The sequence below is a fragment of the Phocaeicola intestinalis genome (genome assembly GCF_014837065.1).
Lineage (GTDB): Bacteria > Bacteroidota > Bacteroidia > Bacteroidales > Bacteroidaceae > Phocaeicola > Phocaeicola intestinalis.
Window position 1 is genome coordinate 1 of the sequence record NZ_JACSPP010000051.1, and the last position, 21,845, is coordinate 21,845.

General features: G+C 44.6%; 22 protein-coding genes. 10 read left to right on the top strand and 12 right to left on the bottom strand.

The window, feature by feature from the left end:
- The 5 genes from H9625_RS13430 to H9625_RS13450 form a co-directional block, all read right to left on the bottom strand.
- A partial coding sequence (locus H9625_RS13430) for a PD-(D/E)XK nuclease family transposase (RefSeq protein WP_191764823.1) occupies positions 1–344 on the bottom strand: 344 nt, incomplete at its 3' end.
- 206 nt (positions 345–550) lie between these two features.
- Positions 551–2,422, bottom strand: coding sequence for an ABC-F family ATP-binding cassette domain-containing protein (locus H9625_RS13435; RefSeq protein ID WP_191764825.1), 1,872 nt, complete (start codon positions 2,420–2,422; stop codon positions 551–553).
- A 4-nt stretch (positions 2,423–2,426) separates the two neighbouring features.
- Positions 2,427–3,266, bottom strand: a complete 840-nt coding sequence (locus tag H9625_RS13440) for a DUF3805 domain-containing protein (RefSeq protein WP_087209724.1) — start codon at positions 3,264–3,266, stop codon at positions 2,427–2,429.
- 14 nt (positions 3,267–3,280) lie between these two features.
- Positions 3,281–4,486: a hypothetical protein gene (locus H9625_RS13445; protein ID WP_022040269.1), complete on the bottom strand. Its 1,206-nt coding sequence runs from the start codon at positions 4,484–4,486 to the stop codon at positions 3,281–3,283.
- Positions 4,487–4,564: 78 nt separating this feature from the next.
- The gene (locus H9625_RS13450; protein WP_022040270.1) at positions 4,565–4,942 is read right to left on the bottom strand and encodes a RidA family protein; all 378 of its coding nucleotides are present in this window, start codon (positions 4,940–4,942) and stop codon (positions 4,565–4,567) included.
- A 366-nt stretch (positions 4,943–5,308) separates the two neighbouring features.
- Here H9625_RS13450 and rho point away from each other — a divergent pair, with 366 nt between their 5' ends.
- Positions 5,309–7,282: a transcription termination factor Rho gene (rho, locus tag H9625_RS13455; protein ID WP_022040271.1), complete on the top strand. Its 1,974-nt coding sequence runs from the start codon at positions 5,309–5,311 to the stop codon at positions 7,280–7,282.
- A 293-nt stretch (positions 7,283–7,575) separates the two neighbouring features.
- Here rho and H9625_RS13460 read toward each other — a convergent pair whose 3' ends face one another.
- The 6 genes from H9625_RS13460 to fldA form a co-directional block, all read right to left on the bottom strand.
- Positions 7,576–8,013, bottom strand: coding sequence for a PepSY-like domain-containing protein (locus H9625_RS13460; RefSeq protein WP_022040272.1), 438 nt, complete (start codon positions 8,011–8,013; stop codon positions 7,576–7,578).
- 42 nt (positions 8,014–8,055) lie between these two features.
- The gene (locus H9625_RS13465) at positions 8,056–9,354 is read right to left on the bottom strand and encodes a sensor histidine kinase (protein WP_191764827.1); all 1,299 of its coding nucleotides are present in this window, start codon (positions 9,352–9,354) and stop codon (positions 8,056–8,058) included.
- A complete protein-coding gene (locus tag H9625_RS13470) occupies positions 9,351–10,028 on the bottom strand; it encodes a response regulator transcription factor (RefSeq protein ID WP_022040274.1) in 678 nt (225 codons plus the stop codon). Before H9625_RS13470 ends, H9625_RS13465 begins: the two co-directional genes overlap by 4 nt.
- A 102-nt stretch (positions 10,029–10,130) precedes the next feature.
- Entirely contained in the window at positions 10,131–11,636 is a 1,506-nt protein-coding gene (locus H9625_RS13475; protein WP_022040275.1) for a TrkH family potassium uptake protein, read from the bottom strand.
- Between the two features lie 204 nt (positions 11,637–11,840).
- On the bottom strand, positions 11,841–12,191 hold the full coding sequence (locus H9625_RS13480) for a DUF2023 family protein (protein ID WP_022040276.1): 351 nt from the start codon (positions 12,189–12,191) through the stop codon (positions 11,841–11,843).
- A 240-nt stretch (positions 12,192–12,431) separates the two neighbouring features.
- A complete protein-coding gene (gene fldA, locus H9625_RS13485; RefSeq protein ID WP_191764829.1) occupies positions 12,432–12,938 on the bottom strand; it encodes a flavodoxin FldA in 507 nt (168 codons plus the stop codon).
- A gap of 170 nt (positions 12,939–13,108) precedes the next feature.
- Here fldA and H9625_RS13490 point away from each other — a divergent pair, with 170 nt between their 5' ends.
- From H9625_RS13490 to H9625_RS13530, 9 genes are all read left to right on the top strand, one after another.
- A complete protein-coding gene (locus tag H9625_RS13490) occupies positions 13,109–14,251 on the top strand; it encodes an aldose epimerase family protein (RefSeq protein WP_022040278.1) in 1,143 nt (380 codons plus the stop codon).
- Between the two features lie 142 nt (positions 14,252–14,393).
- Positions 14,394–15,188 carry a metallophosphoesterase family protein gene (locus H9625_RS13495; protein ID WP_225226437.1) on the top strand — a complete coding sequence of 265 codons (795 nt, stop codon included), beginning with the start codon at positions 14,394–14,396 and terminating at the stop codon, positions 15,186–15,188.
- Entirely contained in the window at positions 15,169–15,837 is a 669-nt protein-coding gene (locus tag H9625_RS13500) for a hypothetical protein (RefSeq protein WP_225226438.1), read from the top strand. The genes H9625_RS13495 and H9625_RS13500 overlap by 20 nt, the downstream gene beginning before the upstream one ends.
- Positions 15,838–16,022: 185 nt before the next feature.
- Positions 16,023–16,802 (top strand): phosphate ABC transporter substrate-binding protein, encoded by a 780-nt coding sequence (locus H9625_RS13505; protein ID WP_041584124.1) that lies wholly within the window; start codon positions 16,023–16,025, stop codon positions 16,800–16,802.
- 43 nt (positions 16,803–16,845) lie between these two features.
- Positions 16,846–18,039 carry a phosphate ABC transporter permease subunit PstC gene (gene pstC, locus H9625_RS13510; RefSeq protein ID WP_013619505.1) on the top strand — a complete coding sequence of 398 codons (1,194 nt, stop codon included), beginning with the start codon at positions 16,846–16,848 and terminating at the stop codon, positions 18,037–18,039.
- 3 nt (positions 18,040–18,042) lie between these two features.
- Positions 18,043–18,927, top strand: a complete 885-nt coding sequence (pstA, locus tag H9625_RS13515) for a phosphate ABC transporter permease PstA (RefSeq protein WP_013619504.1) — start codon at positions 18,043–18,045, stop codon at positions 18,925–18,927.
- Between the two features lie 18 nt (positions 18,928–18,945).
- The gene (gene pstB, locus H9625_RS13520; RefSeq protein ID WP_087209736.1) at positions 18,946–19,698 is read left to right on the top strand and encodes a phosphate ABC transporter ATP-binding protein PstB; all 753 of its coding nucleotides are present in this window, start codon (positions 18,946–18,948) and stop codon (positions 19,696–19,698) included.
- A gap of 53 nt (positions 19,699–19,751) precedes the next feature.
- Entirely contained in the window at positions 19,752–20,471 is a 720-nt protein-coding gene (gene phoU, locus H9625_RS13525; protein WP_013619502.1) for a phosphate signaling complex protein PhoU, read from the top strand.
- A 93-nt stretch (positions 20,472–20,564) separates the two neighbouring features.
- A complete protein-coding gene (locus H9625_RS13530) occupies positions 20,565–21,104 on the top strand; it encodes a GNAT family N-acetyltransferase (RefSeq protein WP_191764831.1) in 540 nt (179 codons plus the stop codon).
- Between the two features lie 26 nt (positions 21,105–21,130).
- Here H9625_RS13530 and H9625_RS13535 read toward each other — a convergent pair whose 3' ends face one another.
- Complete coding sequence (locus tag H9625_RS13535) at positions 21,131–21,745, bottom strand: LutC/YkgG family protein (protein WP_022040282.1); 615 nt, start codon at positions 21,743–21,745, stop codon at positions 21,131–21,133.
- Positions 21,746–21,845: the final 100 nt, after the last annotated feature.

Below are 21,845 nucleotides of genomic sequence, written 5' to 3' on the forward strand. Positions count from 1 at the left end.
CCGATCGGCAATTCCACTTCATCCGTTATGGGACGTTCTATCAACCGGCTGATGGCACGGCACACGTAATACAGCGTACGGTCCAGGAAATTGCTGTGCCACCGGTTCTGCATCTCCACGATGATGTATTCCCCACTCGAAGTCAGGCAATACAGGTCGAAGATGATTCCCCTGTCGTTTACGTTGTCCGAATTGTCTTCCTTATCGATGAACGTCAAGTCTTCAATGTGATGCTCCCCCGCAAGCAGCTCGTTCAGCAAGGTAATGAGCAGTTCCTTGCTGGCAGGTTGCCCGAAGATGATCTTGAAGCCGATATCCGTAAACGGGTTTACAAAATGCGCCATGTATCTTTCTTTTCTCTTCATGCCTCAAAGATAGGAATATTAGCGAACATTCACAAATTTGTATACGGTGAAGTTGCTAAAGTTTTCACTTCTACTGTGCATGGCAGAGTCCCACCGTCAAGTTAGGAGTGCAACTCCGTCTAAGAACCGTACATGAGAGTTTCCCCTCATCCGGTACGGTTCAAGCATTTCTTTCGATATAGTTTTTATCCCTCTATCTCACTCAACTCCAGCCAACGCATACTCTTTTCATCGAGTTCATCGTTGAGGACGGGAAGACGTTTGGACTTCTCGGTCAACTCGTCCACACCCAGCGTTCCACTGCACAAAGCAGCCTCGATGTTTTTCTTTTCTTCTTCCAAAGCAGCAATCTCCTGTTCCAACTGTTCGAACTCTTTCCGCTCCTTGAAAGTCATACGGCGTTTGCCTTCGGGACGTTCGCGCTGTGGCTTGTTCTCTTTTTTAGGCTTTGGAGCATTCTCTTTTTCGAACACTTCTTTTGCAGCCTTCCAACTACGATAATCTGTATAGTTTCCCGGGAAATCGCGGATATCACCTTGACCATTGAACACCAGCAAGTGATCGACTACCTTATCCATAAAATACCGGTCGTGACTCACAACAATGACACACCCCTTGAAACTCTGCAAGTATTCTTCCAGCACCTGAAGCGTAACAATATCCAAATCGTTCGTCGGCTCGTCGAGCACCAGAAAATTGGGGTTCTTCATCAAGACCATGCACAAATACAGCCTGCGCCGTTCTCCCCCACTCAACTTATATACGTAACTGTGCTGCTTTTCGGGCGGGAAAAGAAAATGCTGCAAGAACTGCGAAGCCGTAAGCCGCTTGCCATTCCCAAGCTCAATGACTTCCGCTACCGATGTAATGACATCGATTACTTTCATCTGCTCGTCAAACTTCAACCCTTCCTGCGAATAATAACCGAAACGGACCGTCTCACCGATATCGAGCGTTCCACTGTCGGGCTTTTCCAGTCCCATCAGTATTTTAATGAAGGTGGACTTTCCTGTACCGTTGTTCCCGATGATACCCATCTTCTCGTAACGGGAAAAAATGTATGAAAAGTCTTCCAATATTGTAATATCCCCATAACGTTTACACAAATGGTCTGCCTCGAAAATCTTCGAACCGATATAGGAGGCTTTCACATCCAGCTTCACACTCGAATCATAAGTACGCTGCTTAGCCACTTTTTCCAGCTCATAAAAAGCCTCCTCACGATAGCGTGCCTTGTGTCCACGTGCCTGCGGCATCCGGCGCATCCACTCCAGTTCTGTGCGATATAAGTTATTGGCACGCGCTATTTCGGCATTGGCAGCATCGACACGCTGCTGTCGTTTCTCTAAGTAATAGCTGTAATTTCCTTTATAAGAATACAGCTGCTGACCATCTATCTCCATAATTTCACCACACACACGGTCAAGAAAATAGCGGTCGTGCGTAACCATCAGCAAACTGAGTTTGGAACGGTTCAAGTATCCTTCCAACCATTCTATCATATCCAGGTCAAGATGGTTGGTAGGCTCATCCAAAATAAGCAAATCAGGCTCGGTAATCAGTACATTCGCCAATGCTACCCGTTTCAGTTGCCCGCCGGAGAGGTTCCCTACCAACTGACTGAAGTCACGGATTTTCAGTTGCGAGAGTATCTGTTTCACTTTCCGCTCATAATCCCATGCTTTTTCATGCTCCATCCGTTCTAAAAGCACATCAAGCCCAGGATTGCCCGGAGCAGCCATGCAAGCCTCATACTCCTTGATAAGTTCTACTACGGCATTTCCACGATGAAAACAAGCCTCCAGCACAGTCAGTCCGGAAGGATAGACCGGACTTTGTTCGAGGTATCCCACACGTAAATCGCGCCGGTAAGTAACTTGCCCTTCGTCGTACCCTTCTTTCCCTGCCAGTATATTCAACAAAGTAGTTTTACCGCTTCCATTCTTGGCTATCAGTCCGACGCGTTGCCCTTGCGCGATACCAAAGGAAATCTGACGGAATAACACCAAGTCACCGAATGACTTGGTCAAATTCTCTACTTGTAAATAAGCAACCATATCTTTATATTGAAAGTACCTTTTCGACCTCGCCGCGCACACGTAAGTATTCATCTTTTAAGCGGCAGACTTCTCCATTCTTTACCTTATCCCATACAAGTCTGGTGGGACAGACCATTACATTGGTATCTGAAAAACGCAAGGCAGGATATTCCAGTTTCCCGTCGATAACCGTTACCCAGTCCATGCCGTCCATTTCATTTACCAGAATGGTACCAAAAACTATACCAAAACTCTCCCACACCTGACGCTGGCCAGGTTTGAAATGACCGCTATCCATCACTTTCTGAATATTGCTGATATCTGCCTCGGTACCAGTAAAGTCTTTCGCCAACTGCTTTTTGATGGCAGAAACAGCCCAGTCGTATGCTTCATTAATGGTATTGATTTCGAGCACTCTTACCGGAATAACCGCTTTCCAAGGCTTTTCATCTGCTTTCCGTACCTTAAGCGAAGCTATGATTTCCTCACCTACCCTGATGCTTTCCCCTTTTGCTACCGTAAACGAACATTCTATAGATACGGCATCCAACCCTGTTATCCAGAAATGTGATGTGTACCAGGTTCCGTTCTCTTGGAAACTTTCGGACAGATACACACATTTCCAGCGTCCGACCTGCACCAACTTTGCTCCCCGTGTATGTGACAGCTCGTCTTCCATGCAAGCTTTTGCATAATCACGTCTTTCACCCCGATAGGCAGATATGCGGAAATTACCTGTCCACTTGTCGGGATTATAAAACAAGAAACTTTCTTCTGTATCTTCAAATTCGCGCCAATCGGACGGGTATTCCAGTAAAAACCATGCCCCCGGCGAGATATATGTTCTTTTATTCTTTTCCATCTATTCCTTTGTTATTATTTTCCTATTGGTTGAATCTGGGCACGGATAGCCTTGTCTATTTCCAGAAACATGTAATTAACCTTGCCCGAATGTATCAAGGCTTCATTCTCCTTATAAATACGAGTAGCATATTCCTTCGATTTCTCGAATACAAAACGTGACATACTTTCTTGTGACTTGCCTGCCACGGTAGAATCGAGTTTCTCTTCTGGGAAAAAATCGTCTAAGTTGACATCTCCTATCATCGAAGTTTCCAGAAAATGGATATTCTGATGCATACGGTCTGTATAGTAACCCACAAACATGTGTTTGGGGGTACGCACCAGAATGGGATTGATGTTGATAGCCTTCAGCAAGGAAGCAAAAAGCACGCTTCCATCTACACAGTTGATTTGTGCCGAAGCCATCGCATCATCGAATGTACGTACACGCTGCGAAAACACAACGTTCGACGAAAGACTGGTATTGCTGATGGAACTGTACTTGAATCCTCTTTTCTGCAATACGTACCACAGGGCATACACCTGTTTGTCGACCACATCGCTGTTCTTGCTCTGATAACCCCAGAAACGATTGACGATACGCGTGTTCAACGCTTCGCGCAATATCACATCTATATTTGGATTGTCTTCGTTCACATAGGCTGCAAAAAACTTTCCGGTATCATGAAACTTCATCTTGCTGTCCATATACCCCAGCAGGCATTCATTAATACTGCGTACGGAAAACGTACGGACATTGCTACCCAGCTCGTGATTGTTCAGCCGGACCGAAACAGACACGGTAACCGGAAGTGGCTGCGTGTGCTCGCGCAACGTTTCATATTTCCATATAATATCCGGAAAGACCAAATATTCCTTCCGTGCTTCGGGCAGCACAAACTCGGATACCGAACGGGAAAAAAACGGGGTTTCTTCCACCTCGATGTGTAACTTGCTGTTCGGATGCATATTCTTGATACGAATACCGATGCACGACTTCGGATTGCCTATATAACCGGTATCAGAAGGAAGAACAAGTTCGGCATCCGTTGTGGCAGTGGAAAGTATCGTCACCGGAAAGATGTTTCCGCCCAACTCGTCCGTAATCTCGAAATCCGAACGGAAAGGTTCGTAACGGTAAATATACCCTAATGAGGCCAACACGATAACTCCTGCCAGCAAAAATGTGGCAAGTTTCCATTTGTTTTCCACGTGAGACAACAGATTCCGATAGTTCATAATCAGATACAAAAAAGATTCGCCTCACAGGCTGCAAAGACATAGACCTGCCTGCACCTGTGCTGCGAACCAATCAGTTTATCGCACCGCAATGCATTCGATTTCTACCAATGCACCTTTAGGCAATGCCTTCACTGCTACGGCCGAACGTGCCGGAAAATCTCCCTCAAAATACTTGGCATACACACCGTTCATCTCGGCAAACAATGCCATATCCGACAAAAACACCGTAGTCTTCACTATATTTGCCGTGGTCAGGCCTGCCTCTGCCAGAATGTTCTTAATATTTTCGAACGATTGGGTAGTTTGCTCTGCCACACCACCAGGAGCAAACTCTCCTGTAGACGGGTCAACCGGTAACTGTCCGGACACAAAAACCATTCCGTTCGCTTCGATTGCCTGACTGTAAGGACCAATGGCAGCAGGAGCCTTTTCTGTAAAAATCACTTTCTTCATTGTTACAATTGTTTTTTTTAATTATTACTAAACAACAAGCGAAGAAATAGCCGGAGCTTATCCACCTCGCTTGAAAATTCAGTGCTAAATTAGCACTTTTCTGCCAATCAAAGGAAATATTCAAAAAAAAATTAACGAAAACCTATAGGATATTGAAAAAAATACCTACTTTTGTAGTGTCAATACGTGAGACAAACGAAAACAGTTTGCAAACTCACTTCAAACAAAGAATCAAAAACTAATCATTAAATCCGTAATTATTGATAAGTGTCCAATCTTTAACGACGCACATCCACAACAGATGGTCGCATCGTAATAATGCACGCTTACAAAATTACACAATTACAATTCATTACACCTATACTTATGTATAACATTATTCAATTAAACGACAAAGATTTGTCCGAATTGCAACAGATTGCCAAAGAGTTGGGACTGAAAAAAACCAGTACCTTACCCAAAGAAGAACTGGTGTATCGCATTTTAGACGAACAAGCTATTGTAGGAGCTACCCAAAAGGCTTCTGCTACAAAGACCAATGAGGAACGGAAAGAAGGACAACCCCGCAAACGTTCACGAATCAGTGTAAAAAAAGAAGGAGACAAAGTATATACAGCCACTAAAGACAAGGCACAAAAGCTAGAAGCAAACACTCCCCCACTCCCGGCACCGGCTCCTTTATTCAAAGTAGATAATCTGGTAGAGACAGAAACTGTTGCGACAGAACAGGAAAGCAGTCCGGCACCTGCACCGGAAGAAAAGCCCAAAGCCAAACGGGGAAGAAAACCTGGAAGTAAAAACAAAACGACTTTGGCAAAAGAACAAGCCCAAAAGAATGAAAATACACTTTTTCAAACTCCAGCCGAACAAATTCCGGCAACCGAAAACGAACCAGAACTTCCGGAACTGGATATGGCAAATGTAGATGATTTTATTCCTATCGAAGACCTTCCATCTGATAAAGTAGAATTACCTACCGAATTGCTCGGTAAGTTTGAAGCTACCAAAATGGAACAACCGGTCATCACTGAAAAAGATAACAAACCGACAAACAACCGTTTCCAACAACGCCAACAACGCCATAACAACAATAACCGGCAAGCTAACGGACGCACCAATAACCCGACTGCCAACCAGGCGACACAGGCTACAACAGAAAACCTGCCTGCTACAATTGCTGCCGAAACAGCACCAATTAAACCTGTAGAAAAGCCTTATGAATTTGATGATATCCTGCAAGGCTCAGGCGTATTGGAAATCATGCCCGACGGATATGGTTTCCTCCGTTCTTCGGATTACAACTATCTCTCTTCACCCGATGACATTTACGTATCTCAATCACAAATAAAACTTTTCGGACTAAAGACGGGTGACGTGGTAGATGGAACCATTCGCCCACCCAAAGAAGGAGAAAAATATTTCCCCTTGGTCAAAGTCTCGAAAATCAATGGACTGCCCCCAGAACTGGTACGTGACCGTGTACCGTTCGACCACCTGACTCCTCTGTTTCCTGATGAAAAATTCAAACTTTGCACAAGTAACAACGACAACCTGTCGGTACGCATTGTAGACTTGTTTACCCCTATTGGAAAAGGACAGCGTGCACTGATTGTGGCACAACCTAAAACCGGTAAAACAATCCTGATGAAAGACATTGCCAATGCCATCGCAGCCAACCATCCGGAAGTATACATGATTATGCTGCTGATAGACGAGCGCCCGGAAGAGGTAACCGATATGTCGCGCAGCGTCAATGCCGAGGTCATCGCTTCTACATTTGACGAACCTGCAGAACGTCACGTGAAGATAGCAGGTATCGTTTTAGAAAAAGCAAAGCGTATGGTAGAATGCGGACACGACGTTGTCATCTTCCTCGATTCTATCACCCGTCTGGCACGTGCTTATAATACAGTTTCTCCGGCATCGGGAAAAGTATTATCGGGAGGTGTAGACGCCAATGCACTGCACAAGCCGAAACGTTTCTTCGGAGCTGCCCGCAACATCGAAGGAGGAGGTTCGCTTACCATCATCGCTACGGCTCTGATTGATACAGGTTCGAAAATGGACGAAGTAATTTTTGAAGAATTCAAAGGTACAGGTAATATGGAGCTTCAGCTTGACCGTAACCTGAGCAACAAACGCATCTTCCCTGCAGTCAACCTGACAGCATCAAGTACGCGTCGTGACGACTTGCTTCTTGACAAAACGACTTTGGACCGTATGTGGATTCTGCGCAAATTCCTTGCAGACATGAACCCGATCGAAGCAATGAATTCAGTAAAAGAGCACTTGGAAAAAACCAAAGACAACGATGAATTCCTAATGAGTATGAATTCATAATTTTGAGCTTATATGAATGTCCGCCATCAGCCAATCCGACGGGGTTAAAAACGCAGTAGTACTGCATTTGCCGATGAAGATATATTCGTAGGCGGATGCAGTATATATTCAACCGCGAATGCAGTATATATTCAACTGCGGATGCAGTATATATTCATTTTTCAGGGGTATGTATTGATTGTTGGCGGACATCCATAAAAAATACAGAGACACAAATATATAGGTTATTTCCCTTATATTTGTGTCTCTGCTTGTAAAACAGTATCAGCTTACAGGAGATACATTACGTCCAATCAATCGTCTATATCAATCACCTGAAACTTGTTGTTAAACGTGATTTCCCAACGGTTGGACAATTTCACATCATACTCTTTTCCGTCACGTTCGATTTCCAGAATTTTCGCTTCAGGATAATTGGCCGAAACATACGAACGGATTTCAGCAGGAATAGCCTGTACTGGCACCGCAGACATTTTACATTTGATTTCGGTCCATTCACCCGACTTGTCAAACTCCAGTTTCTCACCGTTGGTAAAAATCACATCGTATGTCTTATAAAATAACCCTGACTCCATCTTGGCCAGAGCCACCTTATGATTCTTGAAATACGTAGTGATGAAAGTCTGAGCTTTCGTTGGCAACTGCCCGATCTGAATGGGTTTGTCATTGTCTGCCAATGCCACTGCCTGAATACCTAACACACATACCAATAATAAAATCCACTTCTTCATATCAAATTTGCTTTTAATGGTTAATACATTTATCATTTGTTTTCATTGCAAAGATGAAGAAGGAATCTGAAAAGATTTTGAAATCTCGAAACAATGCATTTCTTTTTCATAAAAATATCGGATAGCCAGATGATTGGTCTTGCAGATGCTGTCGACCAAAGCCAGCCCCAAGCCTGTAGACCCTTCTTTTTTGGTCCCTTGATAGAAACGTTCGAAAATACGGATACCGTCCAAAGGCTCGTTTCCCGTATTGCAGATACAGAAAACATTTCTGTCGATAATAATCCGGATAAGTCCGCCATCAACATTATGCACAAAAGCATTTTTCAATAAATTAGTCACCAAGACCGAAGCCAAAGAGTCATTGATTTCCACACAGAAAGAAGCCGTAACCTGCATCTCTACGTGTATATTCCGATAAGCATAAACTTCCTGATAGTCGGAGAGGTAATGTTTCAGGACTTCATCCAGGCAAACCGGATGTTTGTCCATGTATTGCCCGTTTTCTATCTTACACAGAAGCAATAATGAACGGTTCATGCGGGTAAGGTTTTCCAAAATACGATGTGTCTTTGCCAGTTCCTCCAATTGACGTTCGGACAATCCATCGTCTTCCATCAGCATTTCAATGCGGTTACGACAAATGGCAAGCGGTGTCTGCATCTCATGTGAGGCGTTCCCGATAAACTGTTTTTGCTGTTCGAAAAGCTTTTCATTACGCCCGGCAAAATCTGTTACCGCTTCGTTCAGCCGGCCGAACTCGGTAATAGTTGTCCGATTGTCTAAAGGCTCGTTCGGATGCCCCAAACGATAACGGTCCAACCAACCCAGCAAACGATACAAAGGTTTCATGTTCCGGTAATAGACCCACATCGTTATCAACAGAATGACCAGCAACAATAACACGTACAAGAATATAATCCATCCTGTTATAGCACGTTGAAGATCCATCTTTTCAATCGTAGGCGTATAGACCACCAGTTCCATATACCGATCGTTCGATGCCCGGAAAATAGTAATGAGCACACGGGCAGGTTCTTCTTCTTTCTTCTCTGTAATATATACCATTTCATCACGATAAGTTATTTGCGGATAAGAAAGCGCATACTCTTTACTCACTTCGTATAAGTAATACTGGTTATTCGAGCCATTATTGGCGGCAGGCATCTCTTCACCCTGCAAGGCACGGATGATTAACTGCTCGGAATAATCTTCGAGTGAATCATCGACTTCATCGTTTACCTCTTCCATCACCGCCATATAAAACAGACCTGCCCATACAGACAATACAACAATCAATGCCAGTGACAAACGCCATAAGACAAGATGGGATAACTTCATTCTACTACAAATTTATAGCCAAAACCGTAAACAGACTTCAATTCGGGAGTAGCCCCTGCATCTTTCAAACGTTTCCTGAGATTCTTGATTTGCGCATAAATGAAATCAAAATTGTCAACCTGGTCAATATGATCCCCCCATACCGACTCGGCAAGCGTATTCTTATTGACCAACCTACCGGGACGTGACATGAAATAATATAAAATGTCATATTCCTTACGATTCAGCTCTACCTGCCTGCCTGCTATCTGTACGCGGAACAAATCGGGGAACAATTCGATATTCCCTACCTGAAGCTTATGCTCCCCTTCACGCTGGCTGCGCCGGAACAGACTTTTCAATCTAGCATGCAGTTCGGCCAAATGGAAAGGCTTGGGCAAATAATCATCAGCCCCCAGATCAAGTCCCGCCACTTTATCTTCCAGCGAATCCTTAGCCGAAAGAATAATCACATTGGTACGCTTACCCAAATCATGAAGTTCTTTCAACAAATTCAGACCATTTCCATCGGGCAACATAATATCCAACAGGATACAATCGTAATCATAATCCTCTACTTTCTGCAAGGCAGTACGATAATCAGGAGCCTGTGACACTACATACCGCTCTTTTTCCAACGAACGGGTAGTTATCTCCCGCAAATCGCGGTCATCTTCTACTATCAATATTTTCATATAAGTAAGTGTACAAAATTAAATGATATTACCAGAAACACAGATTTTCTGAACCGACACATTATATAAACTAATTCTCAACATCTACTTACCTTATATAATTCAACGGTTATGCCAGAAACTCGGAACAAACATCAACAAGATAGCATACAGTTCCAAACGGCCCAACAACATCAGAAAAGAAAGCACCCACTTGGCACCGTCAGGAAGTCCGCTCCATGAAAATGCCGGTCCATAATTCCCCAAAGCCACACCAGCATTCCCCATACTGGAAAACACCGTTCCAAAAGCGTCTGTCAATCCTACCCCCATCATCATCAAAAGAACCCAACCTACAAAACCGCATATCAAGAATAATAACGTAAAAGTCGTTACCGCTGAAATAGTCAACGGGTCGACTGTCTGGCGATTTATTTTTACCGGAAATACAGCACGCGGATGAATAAGACGTGCCAATTCGTTCTTCGCATTACGCAAAAGGATGAGCAAGCGCATCACTTTAATGCCGCCACTGGTAGAACCGGTACAACCACCTACGATTGTAGCATACATGATAAGCATCCATGTGAATGGAGGCCAGAAATTGTAATCATCTGTGGTAAAACCGGTAGAACTATGCACCGTAACAACTTGGAAAAGCGCCTTTCGGAAAGCTTTCTCCACATCATAATGATTATTGATGATAAGCGCAACGGTGATGAATAAAGTCACCGTAAATACAGAAATCAGAAAGCCCTTCACTTCATCGTCTTTCAGCAGATGGCGGAACTTCCCTTTCAAGCACATGAAATACAATGAAAAGTTAAGCGAGGAAAGCATCATAAAGATAGCGATGACATACTCGATGAAAGGCGAATTCCAATAAGCCACACTCGACTGCTTGGTGGAAAAACCACCCGTGGCCGTCGTAGAGAACGAATGGCAAATGGCATCAAACCATCCCATGCCTCCCCAAACCAACAGCAAGGTTTCCGAAACGGTCAATATCAGATACACCGTCCACAACCATTTCGCCATGATGCTCACTTTAGGATGAATCTTGTCGTGCGTCACTCCCGTAGCCTCGGCAGAGAAAAGCACCTGATTCCCCACACCGAATATCGGCAACACGGCTATGGTGAAGAACACAATTCCCAAACCGCCTATCCAGTGCGAGAAACAACGCCAGAACAGGATGCCATGCGAAAGCGACTCGATATTGTCAAGAATCGTGGCTCCAGTCGTCGTAAATCCGGAAACAATCTCGAAGAAAGCATCAGGAATCGAGGGTATTGCCCCACTGATATAAAAAGGAAGCATCCCGAAAGCTGAAAATAATATCCATGTGAAGGCAACGATGCAATAGCCGTCACGACGCGTCAGCCTGTTTTCGGCATTGCGTCCCAAGAAAACCAACACTCCTCCCGCTCCTACCGTTATCAGCGTAGAATAAACGAAATAAATGTAATCGGATTCGTGATAGAAAAGCGCAACGGCAGCACCCACCATCAGCATCACACCTTCGATAAACAACAGAAGCCCTAAAATGCGGCAAATCATCTTCTGGTTTATCAGACTGTTCTTCCGACCATTCCCTACATATGCATTCCTTGAAAATGAATCTTCCATCTTTACTTGTTTTTGTTAAGACCATGCAAAACTAATGAAAAGATTCAATATTGAATGCAGATTTCAGGTATAAATATGCTTTTCCAAAAAAAGAAGGCACAATCTCCACACTTGTTTTACTATTCAGGAAGCCACTTACCCAGCGAACAAAAACGTACAGATTCCTCCCTGCCACCTTGCACAACTGCCTGCATGGATACACGGTCACGAAACAAGATGCCGCATCTTCCGGTCACAATATCGCTTGCATTGCACACAGATATCATATCCCAACATTGCTCCTAAAATGAAGTCTTCTTCCGGTGTCAACCTGTTCAACGGCCGGTTGACCAACAGACGGATGGCCTCGATACATTCGTCACAACCGAAAAACAAATTGATACGCTCGTCATCGACCGGTAACACGATGAATTTGATATGCTGGTTCTCCAGACGCTTGACCGCAAAAGACTCGTATTTCTTGTTGGTCGTATACAGCACCATACGGCGTACTCCTTTCTTGAATTCATAAATGTGATTCAAAAACACTTTGATGTCAGCAGGGTTCAATTCCATAATCAGTGAATGATTGTAGTTGATGATTGAGGAAAACGGAAATAAATAATTAAGGAGAGTAAGAAGCTGTTTTGAATTTCTACAGAAGTTTTTTTCTCATCTTGATGTATTCGTTTTCAAAACAATTTCTAAGCTGATAAGCAATAATCCGAAGAATGACAAATGAACATGAATAACCTTGTATGGCAATTGTCAACCGCCGGTTCTTCAACTATCACCCATCAGCCGATAAACAAAGAACTATGCCAAATCAGACTTTAGCATATCAGTCCAGACCGTAATGCGTTCGTCTGTCTTGTCACTTTCGTTCACATCATCAATGGCAAGTCCTACGAATTTACCGTCAATTACCGAAATCGAAGAAGAATAGGTATAATCGCTGTCGGACACGGCACCCACAAAACGGCACCCACTGTCTTTCAAGTCTTCGTAAAGCACTCCCATGCCGTCGCAGAAAGTATCACCATACGATTCGGAATCACCGCACCCAAACAATGCGATGGTTTTCCCTTTCAAGTCCATACCTTTCAGCACCCTGATGCCATCATACCAGTCGTCCTGCAATTCACCATCACCCCATGTAGATGTACCTAAAATCAAAGCTTCGTAAGCATTCACCATATCAGCACTCATCTTGCTCACATCGTGTACATCAGCTGATGCAATACCTAACTTCTCTGCTATCCGACCGGCTATCGCTTCCGTGGTACCGGTCGTAGAACCATAAAATACTCCTGTTTTTTTCATTTCTATTTGTGTTTGTGATTTGATGATACAAAGTAAAGACAAAACACCAAAATAAGAAATACCTAAAAATAGTGATTTTCAAACCGACCGGGGACCAATGATTTTATTCCCCGACAAGCCCACAAATTGACAAGAAAAAACTATCTTTGCCGATAGAACAAACATTGCATATGAAACTAACCAATCTATCTCACATAGTAAGCATCGGACTGCTGGTACTCACCACTTCGTGCAGCAGTCACAGGTTTACCACCGCATCAGGCCTGCAGCCTAAAGCTTTCCTGCAAAAAGTAGAAGGACAAAAAACGAGCTTATACAAGATAACCAACTCGAAAGGCATAGAAGCATGCATCACCAATTACGGCGCACGCGTAGTGTCACTCATGGTACCCGATAAAAACGGAAAACTGGAAGACATAGTATGCGGCTTTTCCAATATCGAAGATTACATCAGCCAGTCGCAAAACTACGGAGCCACTGTGGGCAGATATATCGGCCGCATCCTAAACGCACAATATACATTGGAGGGGAAAACCTACCACCTCCAAGCCAACCACTCCCTGGGACATACCGCCCATGGAGGAAATCCCAACTTCGGAGCGCGGATGTGGAAAGCCACACACGTATCTCCTTCATCCGTTACGTTACATTATCTCTCACCCGACGGTGAAAACGGATTTCCAGGCAATCTGCATATTTCAGTTACCTATACCCTGACCGAAGACAACGCATTGGACATCCGTTACGAGGCAACGACCGACAAGACCACCGTACTCAACCTATGCAATCACTCCTTCTTTAATATATCGGGCAACCTGAATCAAAGTGTAGAAAACCAAACCATGTGGGTAGATGCCGACTATTTCAGCGCATACGACCGGAACAAATGTGTCACAGGAGAATTATGGCCTGTTGCTTCTACCCCACTTGATTTCAGAATCCCCCACAAACTTGCCGACCATATTAACGACGACTACGGACAACTGAATGTAGTGAACGGATACGACCATGCCTGGGCTTTGAACCATCCGGGAAATGACACACATGTAGCAGCCTGGATTTACGACGAGAAGAGCGGACGGAAAATGGAAATCTATACCACCGAACCAGCCATCCATATCTATACCGGAAACGGACTGAAAGGAAAAGTAAAAGGGAAAAACAACATTTATTATCCTTTCCGTGGTGCTGTCTGTTTCGAAACGTGTCATTTCCAAGACAGCCCCAACAATCCTCAGTTCCCCTCAACGACGTTGCATCCGGACGAGACCTTTACAAGCCATACAGTTTACAAGTTCGTAAATGTCCGTTGACAAAAAACAACGATTGGAACAATATTCCCGAAAAATCAATATTGTACAATTGGCTTTTTATGACAAACTTTGCAACCCATACATAAAAGAGACACATTTTATGCGCAAAATTACCGGAAAAAAGTTTTACACAAGCCTCTTTATGAGTTGCATATCCCTTTTCTCTGCCTGTTGGCTGAGTGGATGCGAAATGATAGAATATCATCCATACGATCTGGACATTGATGGTGAAACAGGCATCAATGCCAAAAACATCGAACGCATTGAAAGTGCATTACAAGGAAAAGATTCGTTCTCTTTCGTATTCATCAGCGACACGCAACGCTGGTACGATGAAACAGAAGATGCCGTAGCTGCCATCAACCGGCTGGACAGTGTAGACTTCGTGATACATACAGGCGACCTCTCCGACTTCGGATTGAAACTAGAATTTGAATTACAACGTAACATACTGAACAAACTGAACGTACCATACGTATGCCTGCTGGGCAACCACGATTGCCTTGCTACAGGACAGGACGTGTACCGGCTCATATTCGGTGACGAGAACTTCACTTTCGAGGCAGGAAACACACATTTCGTATGTCTTAACACCAATGCTTTGGAGTTCGACTATACCGAAGCAATACCTGACCTTGCCTTTATGGAAAACGACCGCAACCAACTGCCCGGAAGCTGTACCCGCACCGTTGCTGCCATGCACGCGGCACCTTATACCGAACAGTTCAACAACAATATCGCCCTCGTTTTCCAACACTACCTGAAAACCTATCCTTCGCTCCAGCTCTGTCTGGCAGGGCACACGCATAGCCTTTCTGTAGAAGAACTATTCGATGACGATGTGTTATATTATACAGCCCCTTCCATCAAAAAACGTACGCTACTCCGTTTTACTTTCACTCCTGACACTTACCAATATGAAACAATTGCTTTTTAACCTGATTGCCCTATTGCTCCTTCCATTGTTGCCCATCACCACCCTTGGAAGTCCCTCCGACTCAACCAGTTTGCCATCTCCCCGGAAATGGGACAAACGGGTTCACCAGCGTTATGAAGGCTGGGAGCGGTTACGTCCTACTCACGTAAAATTCCAATACGCCGGAGGCATGGGAGTTTCAGCAGTCGGGATAGGATGGGATTATGGCAAACGCCGCCAGTGGGAAAGCGATTTTCTAGTAGGTTTCCTGCCGGGCAAATATGCCGACAAGTTCAGACTGACCTTTACCGTAAAACAAAGCTATATCCCTTGGAGCATGAGTTTCGACAAGCACTGGGCACTAGAGCCTTTCTATTGCGGACTGTATGTAACGACCATTGCCGGAGAGGAATTCTGGAAAAAAGAACCAGGACGCTATCCCAACGGCTACTACAATTTCAGTACCAAGATGCGCCCATACATTTTTATCGGACAACGGATGAACTTTAATTTGAAAAACAGCATTGTAAAACACGTTGCCATGTTTTACGAAATAAGCAGTTGCGAATTGTACATCATCAGCAAAGCAACCAACAGCAGTCTGAAAATGAAAGACATATTACGAATATCGTTTGGAGTAAAGGTCCAGTTATTTAAAGACAATGATTGACAAAAAGAGCATCGGTCTTTCCCATTACTTCAAATTTAGCTGGAATGCCTCAGATATGTAATATTTTTGTAACACCCCTTTCGGAGAATTCGTTGTACCTTTGAGCCGTTAAATTTTAGAATCAAAAAACTGGATATTAACGGCGTATGAAGAAATGTGTTTCTTTTTTCTTAGGAGCGTGCTGTATGTGTCTTCCTGGCATACTGATGGCACAACGCATCAAGGGAAGCGATACCGTACTTCCTCTTACTCAGGAACTATCGGAAATGTACATGAATCAAAATCCCTCTGCTACAGTTACTGTCACCGGAGGCGGTAGCGGTGTAGGAATCTCGGCATTACTTGACGGAACAACCGACTTGGCAATGGCATCCCGAAAAATAAAGTTCAGCGAGAAAATGAAAATGAAACAGTCGAAGCACGAGCCCTGCGAATATATCGTGGCATACGATGCACTGGCTGTTATTGTCAATCCTCAAAATCCGGTTAAACAACTTACCCGCGAACAATTGGAAGGCATCTTCCGGGGCAAAATCACCAACTGGAAAGAAGTGGGAGGTGAAGATGCCCGCATCGTAGTCTACTCGCGCGAAACGTCTTCGGGTACATACGAATTCTTCAAAGAAAGTGTATTACACAACAAAAACTATATGAGCAGCGTGCTCTCTATGCCTGCCACAGGTGCTATCATCCAATCAGTACGCCAGACCAAAGGCGCTATCGGCTATGTAGGATTGGCTTACTTGAATCCTTATGTGAAAGCTATTGCCGTATCCTACGACCAAGGCAAACACTACGTCTATCCCTCGGTAGAAAGCGCGACGCGAAAAGAATATCCCATTGTCCGTCCGTTGTATTACTATTACGACAAGCAAAACGAAAAGAATGTCATGCCATTCCTCAATTTCACCACCTCGAAAGAAGGGCAAGCCAAAACATTGGATTTGGGCTTCATTCCTCGTTAACCACAACACGTAACAGGTATATATAAATAAGGTATATAGAAATATGAAAAGATTGATTGATAACATCGCACGGTATGTGCTTACCGTGAGCGGATTCACCACCAGTGTGGTAATCCTGCTGATTATCGGCTTCTTGTTCAAAGAAGCAGTAGGCCTCTTCAACAATCCCATCGTAGAAGACGGATACGTGCTGGCACTGAACAAGGAAAACGATGTAAAACGACTCAGCGCACAACAAATCAAAAACATTTTCGATGAGGAAATCACCAACTGGAAAGAAGTGGGAGGCAAAGACATGCCCATTACCGTGTTCCGTCTGGAAGACCTCGACAAGCATTATACAGAAGCGGAATTAGGAGCGGAATATGAATATGCCGGCGACAAGATTGCTGAACAGGTTCACCAGACTCCGGGTATTGTTGCTTACGTCCCCGATGTATTGATGAAAGGACAAAAAGACATCCATTACATCGAAAACCAAGATATTCCCGTAAAGGATGTCTTATTAGGCAATGAATGGTTCCCTACCGCAACTCCTTCCCCTATTTTCGGTATCCTTCCATTGATTAGCGGTACGCTATGGGTAAGCTTTTTCGCCATCCTCATCGCCTTGCCTTTCGGGCTTGCCATTTCCATTTATCTTGCCGAAGTGGCAAACGAAAAGACCCGAAAATTCCTGAAGCCGATTATCGAATTACTGAATGGTATTCCTTCTGTCGTTTACGGTTTCTTTGGCCTGGCGGTCATCGTACCTTTCCTCCAGCAGACATTCAACCTGCCTGTAGGTGAATCGGGGTTGGCAGGCAGCCTGGTACTTGCCATCATGGCATTGCCGACCATCATCACCGTAGGCGAAGACGCCATGCGCAGTTGTCCGCGAAGCATGCGCGAAGCCAGCCTTGCCTTGGGAGCTACACAATGGCAGACTATTTATAAAGTCGTAATCCCGTTTTCTATTTCCGGTATTACCTCTGGCATTGTATTGGGCATCGGACGCGCCATCGGCGAAACCATGGCGGTATTGATGGTAACCGGTAATGCAGCAGTCATGCCTCATAGCATCCTGGAACCATTGCGCACCATCCCGGCAACCATTGCAGCCGAATTGGGTGAAGCGCCTGCCGGAGGTGCACACTACCAGTCACTTTTCCTGCTGGGTGTCATCCTGTTTTTCATCACTTTAATTATTAACTCTTGCGTAGAAATCGTATCTTCGCGCAATAAATTCAAGAAATAACGTATGGCTGTAGAAATCGATCCGTCTTACATGAAGCACAAAAAAGGCATTCAGAAAGGAATGTTCACTTGCTTCCGCATACTGAGCTACTTCATTGCAGCAGTATTGTTCTACATATTGGGATTTATCATCGTAAAAGGCATCAGTGTCATCAATTGGGACTTCCTCACTCAGGCTCCTACCGACGGTATGACCAAAGGAGGAATCCTGCCTGCCATTGTGGGTACGTTTTACCTGATGATAGGAAGTGCCGTATTCTCGTTTCCTGTAGGTGTGATGAGCGGCATTTATATGAACGAATATGCCCCTAAAGGCAAAATGGTAAACTTCATCCGCACAATGACAAACAACCTTGCCGGCATCCCGTCTATCGTATTCGGCTTGTTCGGTATGGCTTTCTTTGTCAATTACCTCGACTTTGGCGACAGTATCATAGCCGGTTCGCTTACGTTAGGCTTGCTTGCCTTGCCGATTGTCATCCGTACCACTGAGGAAGCTTTCAAAGACATCCCAAACAGTTATCGCGAAGGAAGCCTTGCTTTGGGCGCTACCAAGGCACAGACCATCTGGAAAGTATTGCTGCCTATGGCGATGCCCCGCATCATTACCGGACTGATACTTTCATTGGGACGTGTATCGGGCGAAACCGCCCCTATCCTCTTTACGTGTGCCGCCTATTTCTTGCCCAAGCTGCCCGAAAGCATCTTCGACCAATGTATGGCGTTGCCGTATCACCTGTATGTCATCGCTACCAGCGGCACCGACATTGAGGCACAAACGCCTATCGCCTATGGCACAGCATTTGTTCTGATTGTCATCGTACTGATTATGAACTTGCTTGCCAACAACATCCGAAAATATTTTGAAAACAAATTAAAATCCAAATAAACCATAATCGTCATCTGTATGAATAAGATTGAAGCTAAAAACGTAGATTTCTATTACGGCGACTTTCATGCGCTGAAGAATATCAATATCACGATTCCAAACAATGAAGTGGTTGCCTTTATCGGTCCTTCCGGATGTGGTAAATCAACCTTCCTGCGCTTGTTCAACCGCATGAACGATTTGATTCCGGGAACCCGGTTGACTGGAGAAATCTGTATTGACGGACGGAACATCTACGAACCGTCGATCAATGTAGACATCTTACGCAAAAACGTGGGTATGGTATTCCAACGTCCCAACCCGTTCCCGAAAAGTATCTTTGAAAATGTAGCTTACGGGTTACGCGTCAATGGCATCAAAGACAAGGAATTCATTACCGAACGGGTGGAAACAGCATTGAAAGGCGCAGCCTTGTGGAACGAAGTGAAAGACAAGTTGAAGGCTTCTGCCTACGATCTCTCCGGAGGACAACAGCAGCGTCTGTGCATCGCACGTGCCATGGCAGTAGAACCTTCGGTATTGCTGATGGACGAACCGGCATCTGCCCTCGACCCCATTTCTACTGCAAAGATTGAAGAACTGATTTGCGAACTGAGCTCACAGACTACTGTAGTCATCGTAACCCACAGCATGCAACAGGCTGCCCGCGTAAGTAACAAGACTGCTTTCTTCTATATGGGCGAAATGGTAGAATACGGCGAAACCAAGAAAATCTTTACCAGCCCCGATAAAGAAGCTACCCAGAATTACATTACCGGACGCTTCGGATAAATTGTCAACTATTAATTGTCAATCATTAACTATTCACTATTAATTATACAGACATGGTAAAATTTGTAGAAAACGAACTTCTCAACATCAAGACAGAAGTAAACGATATGTGGCAGTTGGTTTACCAACAACTGAACAATGCCTATAAATCTGTATTGGAAGTCAATATGGAACTTGCCGATAAAGTAATATTACGCGAAAAACGTGTCAATGCATTCGAATTGCGTATCGACAGTGACATCGAAGATTTCATCGCATTGTACAATCCCGTAGCTGTAGACTTGCGCTTTGCACTTGCCATGCTGAAAATCAATACCAACCTGGAACGCATCGGCGACTATGCCGACAGCATCGCACGCTTTGTCATCCGCACCGATTTGAAACCGGAAAACAAGGCACTGTTTGCCGAACTCCAGCTGGAAGACATGTTCGATATGGTATTGCACATGCTCAGCACCACATACGATGCTTTGCAGAAACAGGACATCGGACTTGCAAAATCCATCTTCGACAAAGACGAAACATTGGATATCTTGAACAAAAACGCCATCGATACACTGGCGGCATACGCCAACGAACATCCCGAAGATATCAAGTTGTGTCTGGAAATTGCAGGCATCTTCCGCAAACTGGAACGTGCGGGTGACCACATCAACAACCTCGCCGAAGAAACTGTATTCTACATTGATGCGGAAGTATTGAAACACCACAAATCAATGCTTAGAGATTCGGAAGAAGAAAATCTGGAAAACGACAACAAAGCAGAAAGCTAAATCCGAAAGGAAACCTCCATAAACAAATTCCCCGGCATGCTGCGGTTCACACCAGAACCGGCAGATGCCGGGGCTTTATGCTATAAACAAAAAATGAGAAACGACCTATCAATCAGAGAAGAAAAAAGCAAGGATTTTCCCTTCATACGTAGCCTGACCGAACAGGCATTTCTAAACGTACCGGAAAGCGACCATACAGAACACTTACTGGTGGAACGCCTGCGGCAATCAGAGGCCTATATTCCGGAACTGTCTTTGGTGGCAGAAACAAACACAGGAAAAATCGTAGGACACATCCTGCTTTCAAAAGTGGGAATCGTATCAGAAAAAGGCACGACCACCGTACTTAGTGTCGCTCCCCTGTCTGTATTGCCTGAATTTCAACGGCAAGGCATCGGAGGCATGCTCCTGCGTGAAGCCCACAGACGGGCAGCCCTGCTGGGTTACAAAGCTATCCTGTTGCTGGGGCATAAGGATTACTATCCACGATTTGGTTACCGGAAAGCTTCATCCTATGGCATAAAATTTCCTTTCAATGCCCCCGATGAATGTTGCATGGCTATCGAACTGGAACCGGACGGACTAAAAGAAATACACGGATTGGTACATTATCCCAACGCTTTCTTCGAATAGTCTCATTGGTTCCTGCACATCTCTGGTCACAACAATATCACGGTCACGCTACGCGGACCGTGAGCTCCCATAACCAAAGCCTGCTCAATATCGGCAGTCTTCGAAGGTCCCGACATAAAGACTCCATAACCATATTCGCCCGTATCAATCCGCTTGTAAGCCTCGTGCATGTTGTTGACAAGATTCTTACGGTCCAGCAAAATCACCAGTGCCTCCGAAATAAAGTAAATGGCACGTTGTTCCACATCCTGCTGCAACCAGACAGCACCGTTTTCGCATACACCAATCCTGCCATCAACGATGGCAAGGTCTGTACCGTCCAGTTCTCCCGGATTTTCCACCTCATCCGGATGGAAAGTCGCACAGGTGATAAGTTGGATTTTTTCACCTGTAGGCACTTCTTTCAGAATGGACGCAATGCGTTTGGCATCCGGATACAATTGCAGGATAACTTCGTTCAAATCGTCTTCCTTTCCCAATACAACGGCTTTACCGCCCATCTGTACCATAATTTTACAAAATTGGCCAACCGGATCCGCATAAGTCAAAGCTTCCTCTTCCAGCGATGTCAAGTCCGGCCGCTCATAACGTGTCCGCGTATTGCGGCGTATGTTCTGTAATATATCTTCTCTACTGCTCATTGTTTATTTTTTTATTTAAGAAACCAGGTACCAGGTACTAGTTGACTAGGTTCTAAATAGCATTACTTTGTCAACGCCCACAAAAAGTATCTAAAACCTA

Excerpts from the sequence above, each read along its gene's own strand:
- H9625_RS13435 (WP_191764825.1), bottom strand. The coding sequence starts at position 2,422 with ATGGTTGCTTATTTACAAGTAGAGAATTTGACCAAGTCATTCGGTGAC.
- H9625_RS13440 (WP_087209724.1), bottom strand. The coding sequence starts at position 3,266 with ATGGAAAAGAATAAAAGAACATATATCTCGCCGGGGGCATGGTTTTTA.
- H9625_RS13445 (WP_022040269.1), bottom strand. The coding sequence starts at position 4,486 with ATGAACTATCGGAATCTGTTGTCTCACGTGGAAAACAAATGGAAACTT.
- H9625_RS13450 (WP_022040270.1), bottom strand. The coding sequence starts at position 4,942 with ATGAAGAAAGTGATTTTTACAGAAAAGGCTCCTGCTGCCATTGGTCCT.
- rho (WP_022040271.1), top strand. The coding sequence starts at position 5,309 with ATGTATAACATTATTCAATTAAACGACAAAGATTTGTCCGAATTGCAA.
- H9625_RS13460 (WP_022040272.1), bottom strand. The coding sequence starts at position 8,013 with ATGAAGAAGTGGATTTTATTATTGGTATGTGTGTTAGGTATTCAGGCA.
- H9625_RS13465 (WP_191764827.1), bottom strand. The coding sequence starts at position 9,354 with ATGAAGTTATCCCATCTTGTCTTATGGCGTTTGTCACTGGCATTGATT.
- H9625_RS13470 (WP_022040274.1), bottom strand. The coding sequence starts at position 10,028 with ATGAAAATATTGATAGTAGAAGATGACCGCGATTTGCGGGAGATAACT.
- H9625_RS13475 (WP_022040275.1), bottom strand. The coding sequence starts at position 11,636 with ATGGAAGATTCATTTTCAAGGAATGCATATGTAGGGAATGGTCGGAAG.
- H9625_RS13480 (WP_022040276.1), bottom strand. The coding sequence starts at position 12,191 with ATGGAATTGAACCCTGCTGACATCAAAGTGTTTTTGAATCACATTTAT.
- fldA (WP_191764829.1), bottom strand. The coding sequence starts at position 12,938 with ATGAAAAAAACAGGAGTATTTTATGGTTCTACGACCGGTACCACGGAA.
- H9625_RS13490 (WP_022040278.1), top strand. The coding sequence starts at position 13,109 with ATGAAACTAACCAATCTATCTCACATAGTAAGCATCGGACTGCTGGTA.
- H9625_RS13495 (WP_225226437.1), top strand. The coding sequence starts at position 14,394 with ATGAGTTGCATATCCCTTTTCTCTGCCTGTTGGCTGAGTGGATGCGAA.
- H9625_RS13500 (WP_225226438.1), top strand. The coding sequence starts at position 15,169 with ATGAAACAATTGCTTTTTAACCTGATTGCCCTATTGCTCCTTCCATTG.
- H9625_RS13505 (WP_041584124.1), top strand. The coding sequence starts at position 16,023 with ATGTGTCTTCCTGGCATACTGATGGCACAACGCATCAAGGGAAGCGAT.
- pstC (WP_013619505.1), top strand. The coding sequence starts at position 16,846 with ATGAAAAGATTGATTGATAACATCGCACGGTATGTGCTTACCGTGAGC.
- pstA (WP_013619504.1), top strand. The coding sequence starts at position 18,043 with ATGGCTGTAGAAATCGATCCGTCTTACATGAAGCACAAAAAAGGCATT.
- pstB (WP_087209736.1), top strand. The coding sequence starts at position 18,946 with ATGAATAAGATTGAAGCTAAAAACGTAGATTTCTATTACGGCGACTTT.
- phoU (WP_013619502.1), top strand. The coding sequence starts at position 19,752 with ATGGTAAAATTTGTAGAAAACGAACTTCTCAACATCAAGACAGAAGTA.
- H9625_RS13530 (WP_191764831.1), top strand. The coding sequence starts at position 20,565 with ATGAGAAACGACCTATCAATCAGAGAAGAAAAAAGCAAGGATTTTCCC.
- H9625_RS13535 (WP_022040282.1), bottom strand. The coding sequence starts at position 21,745 with ATGAGCAGTAGAGAAGATATATTACAGAACATACGCCGCAATACGCGG.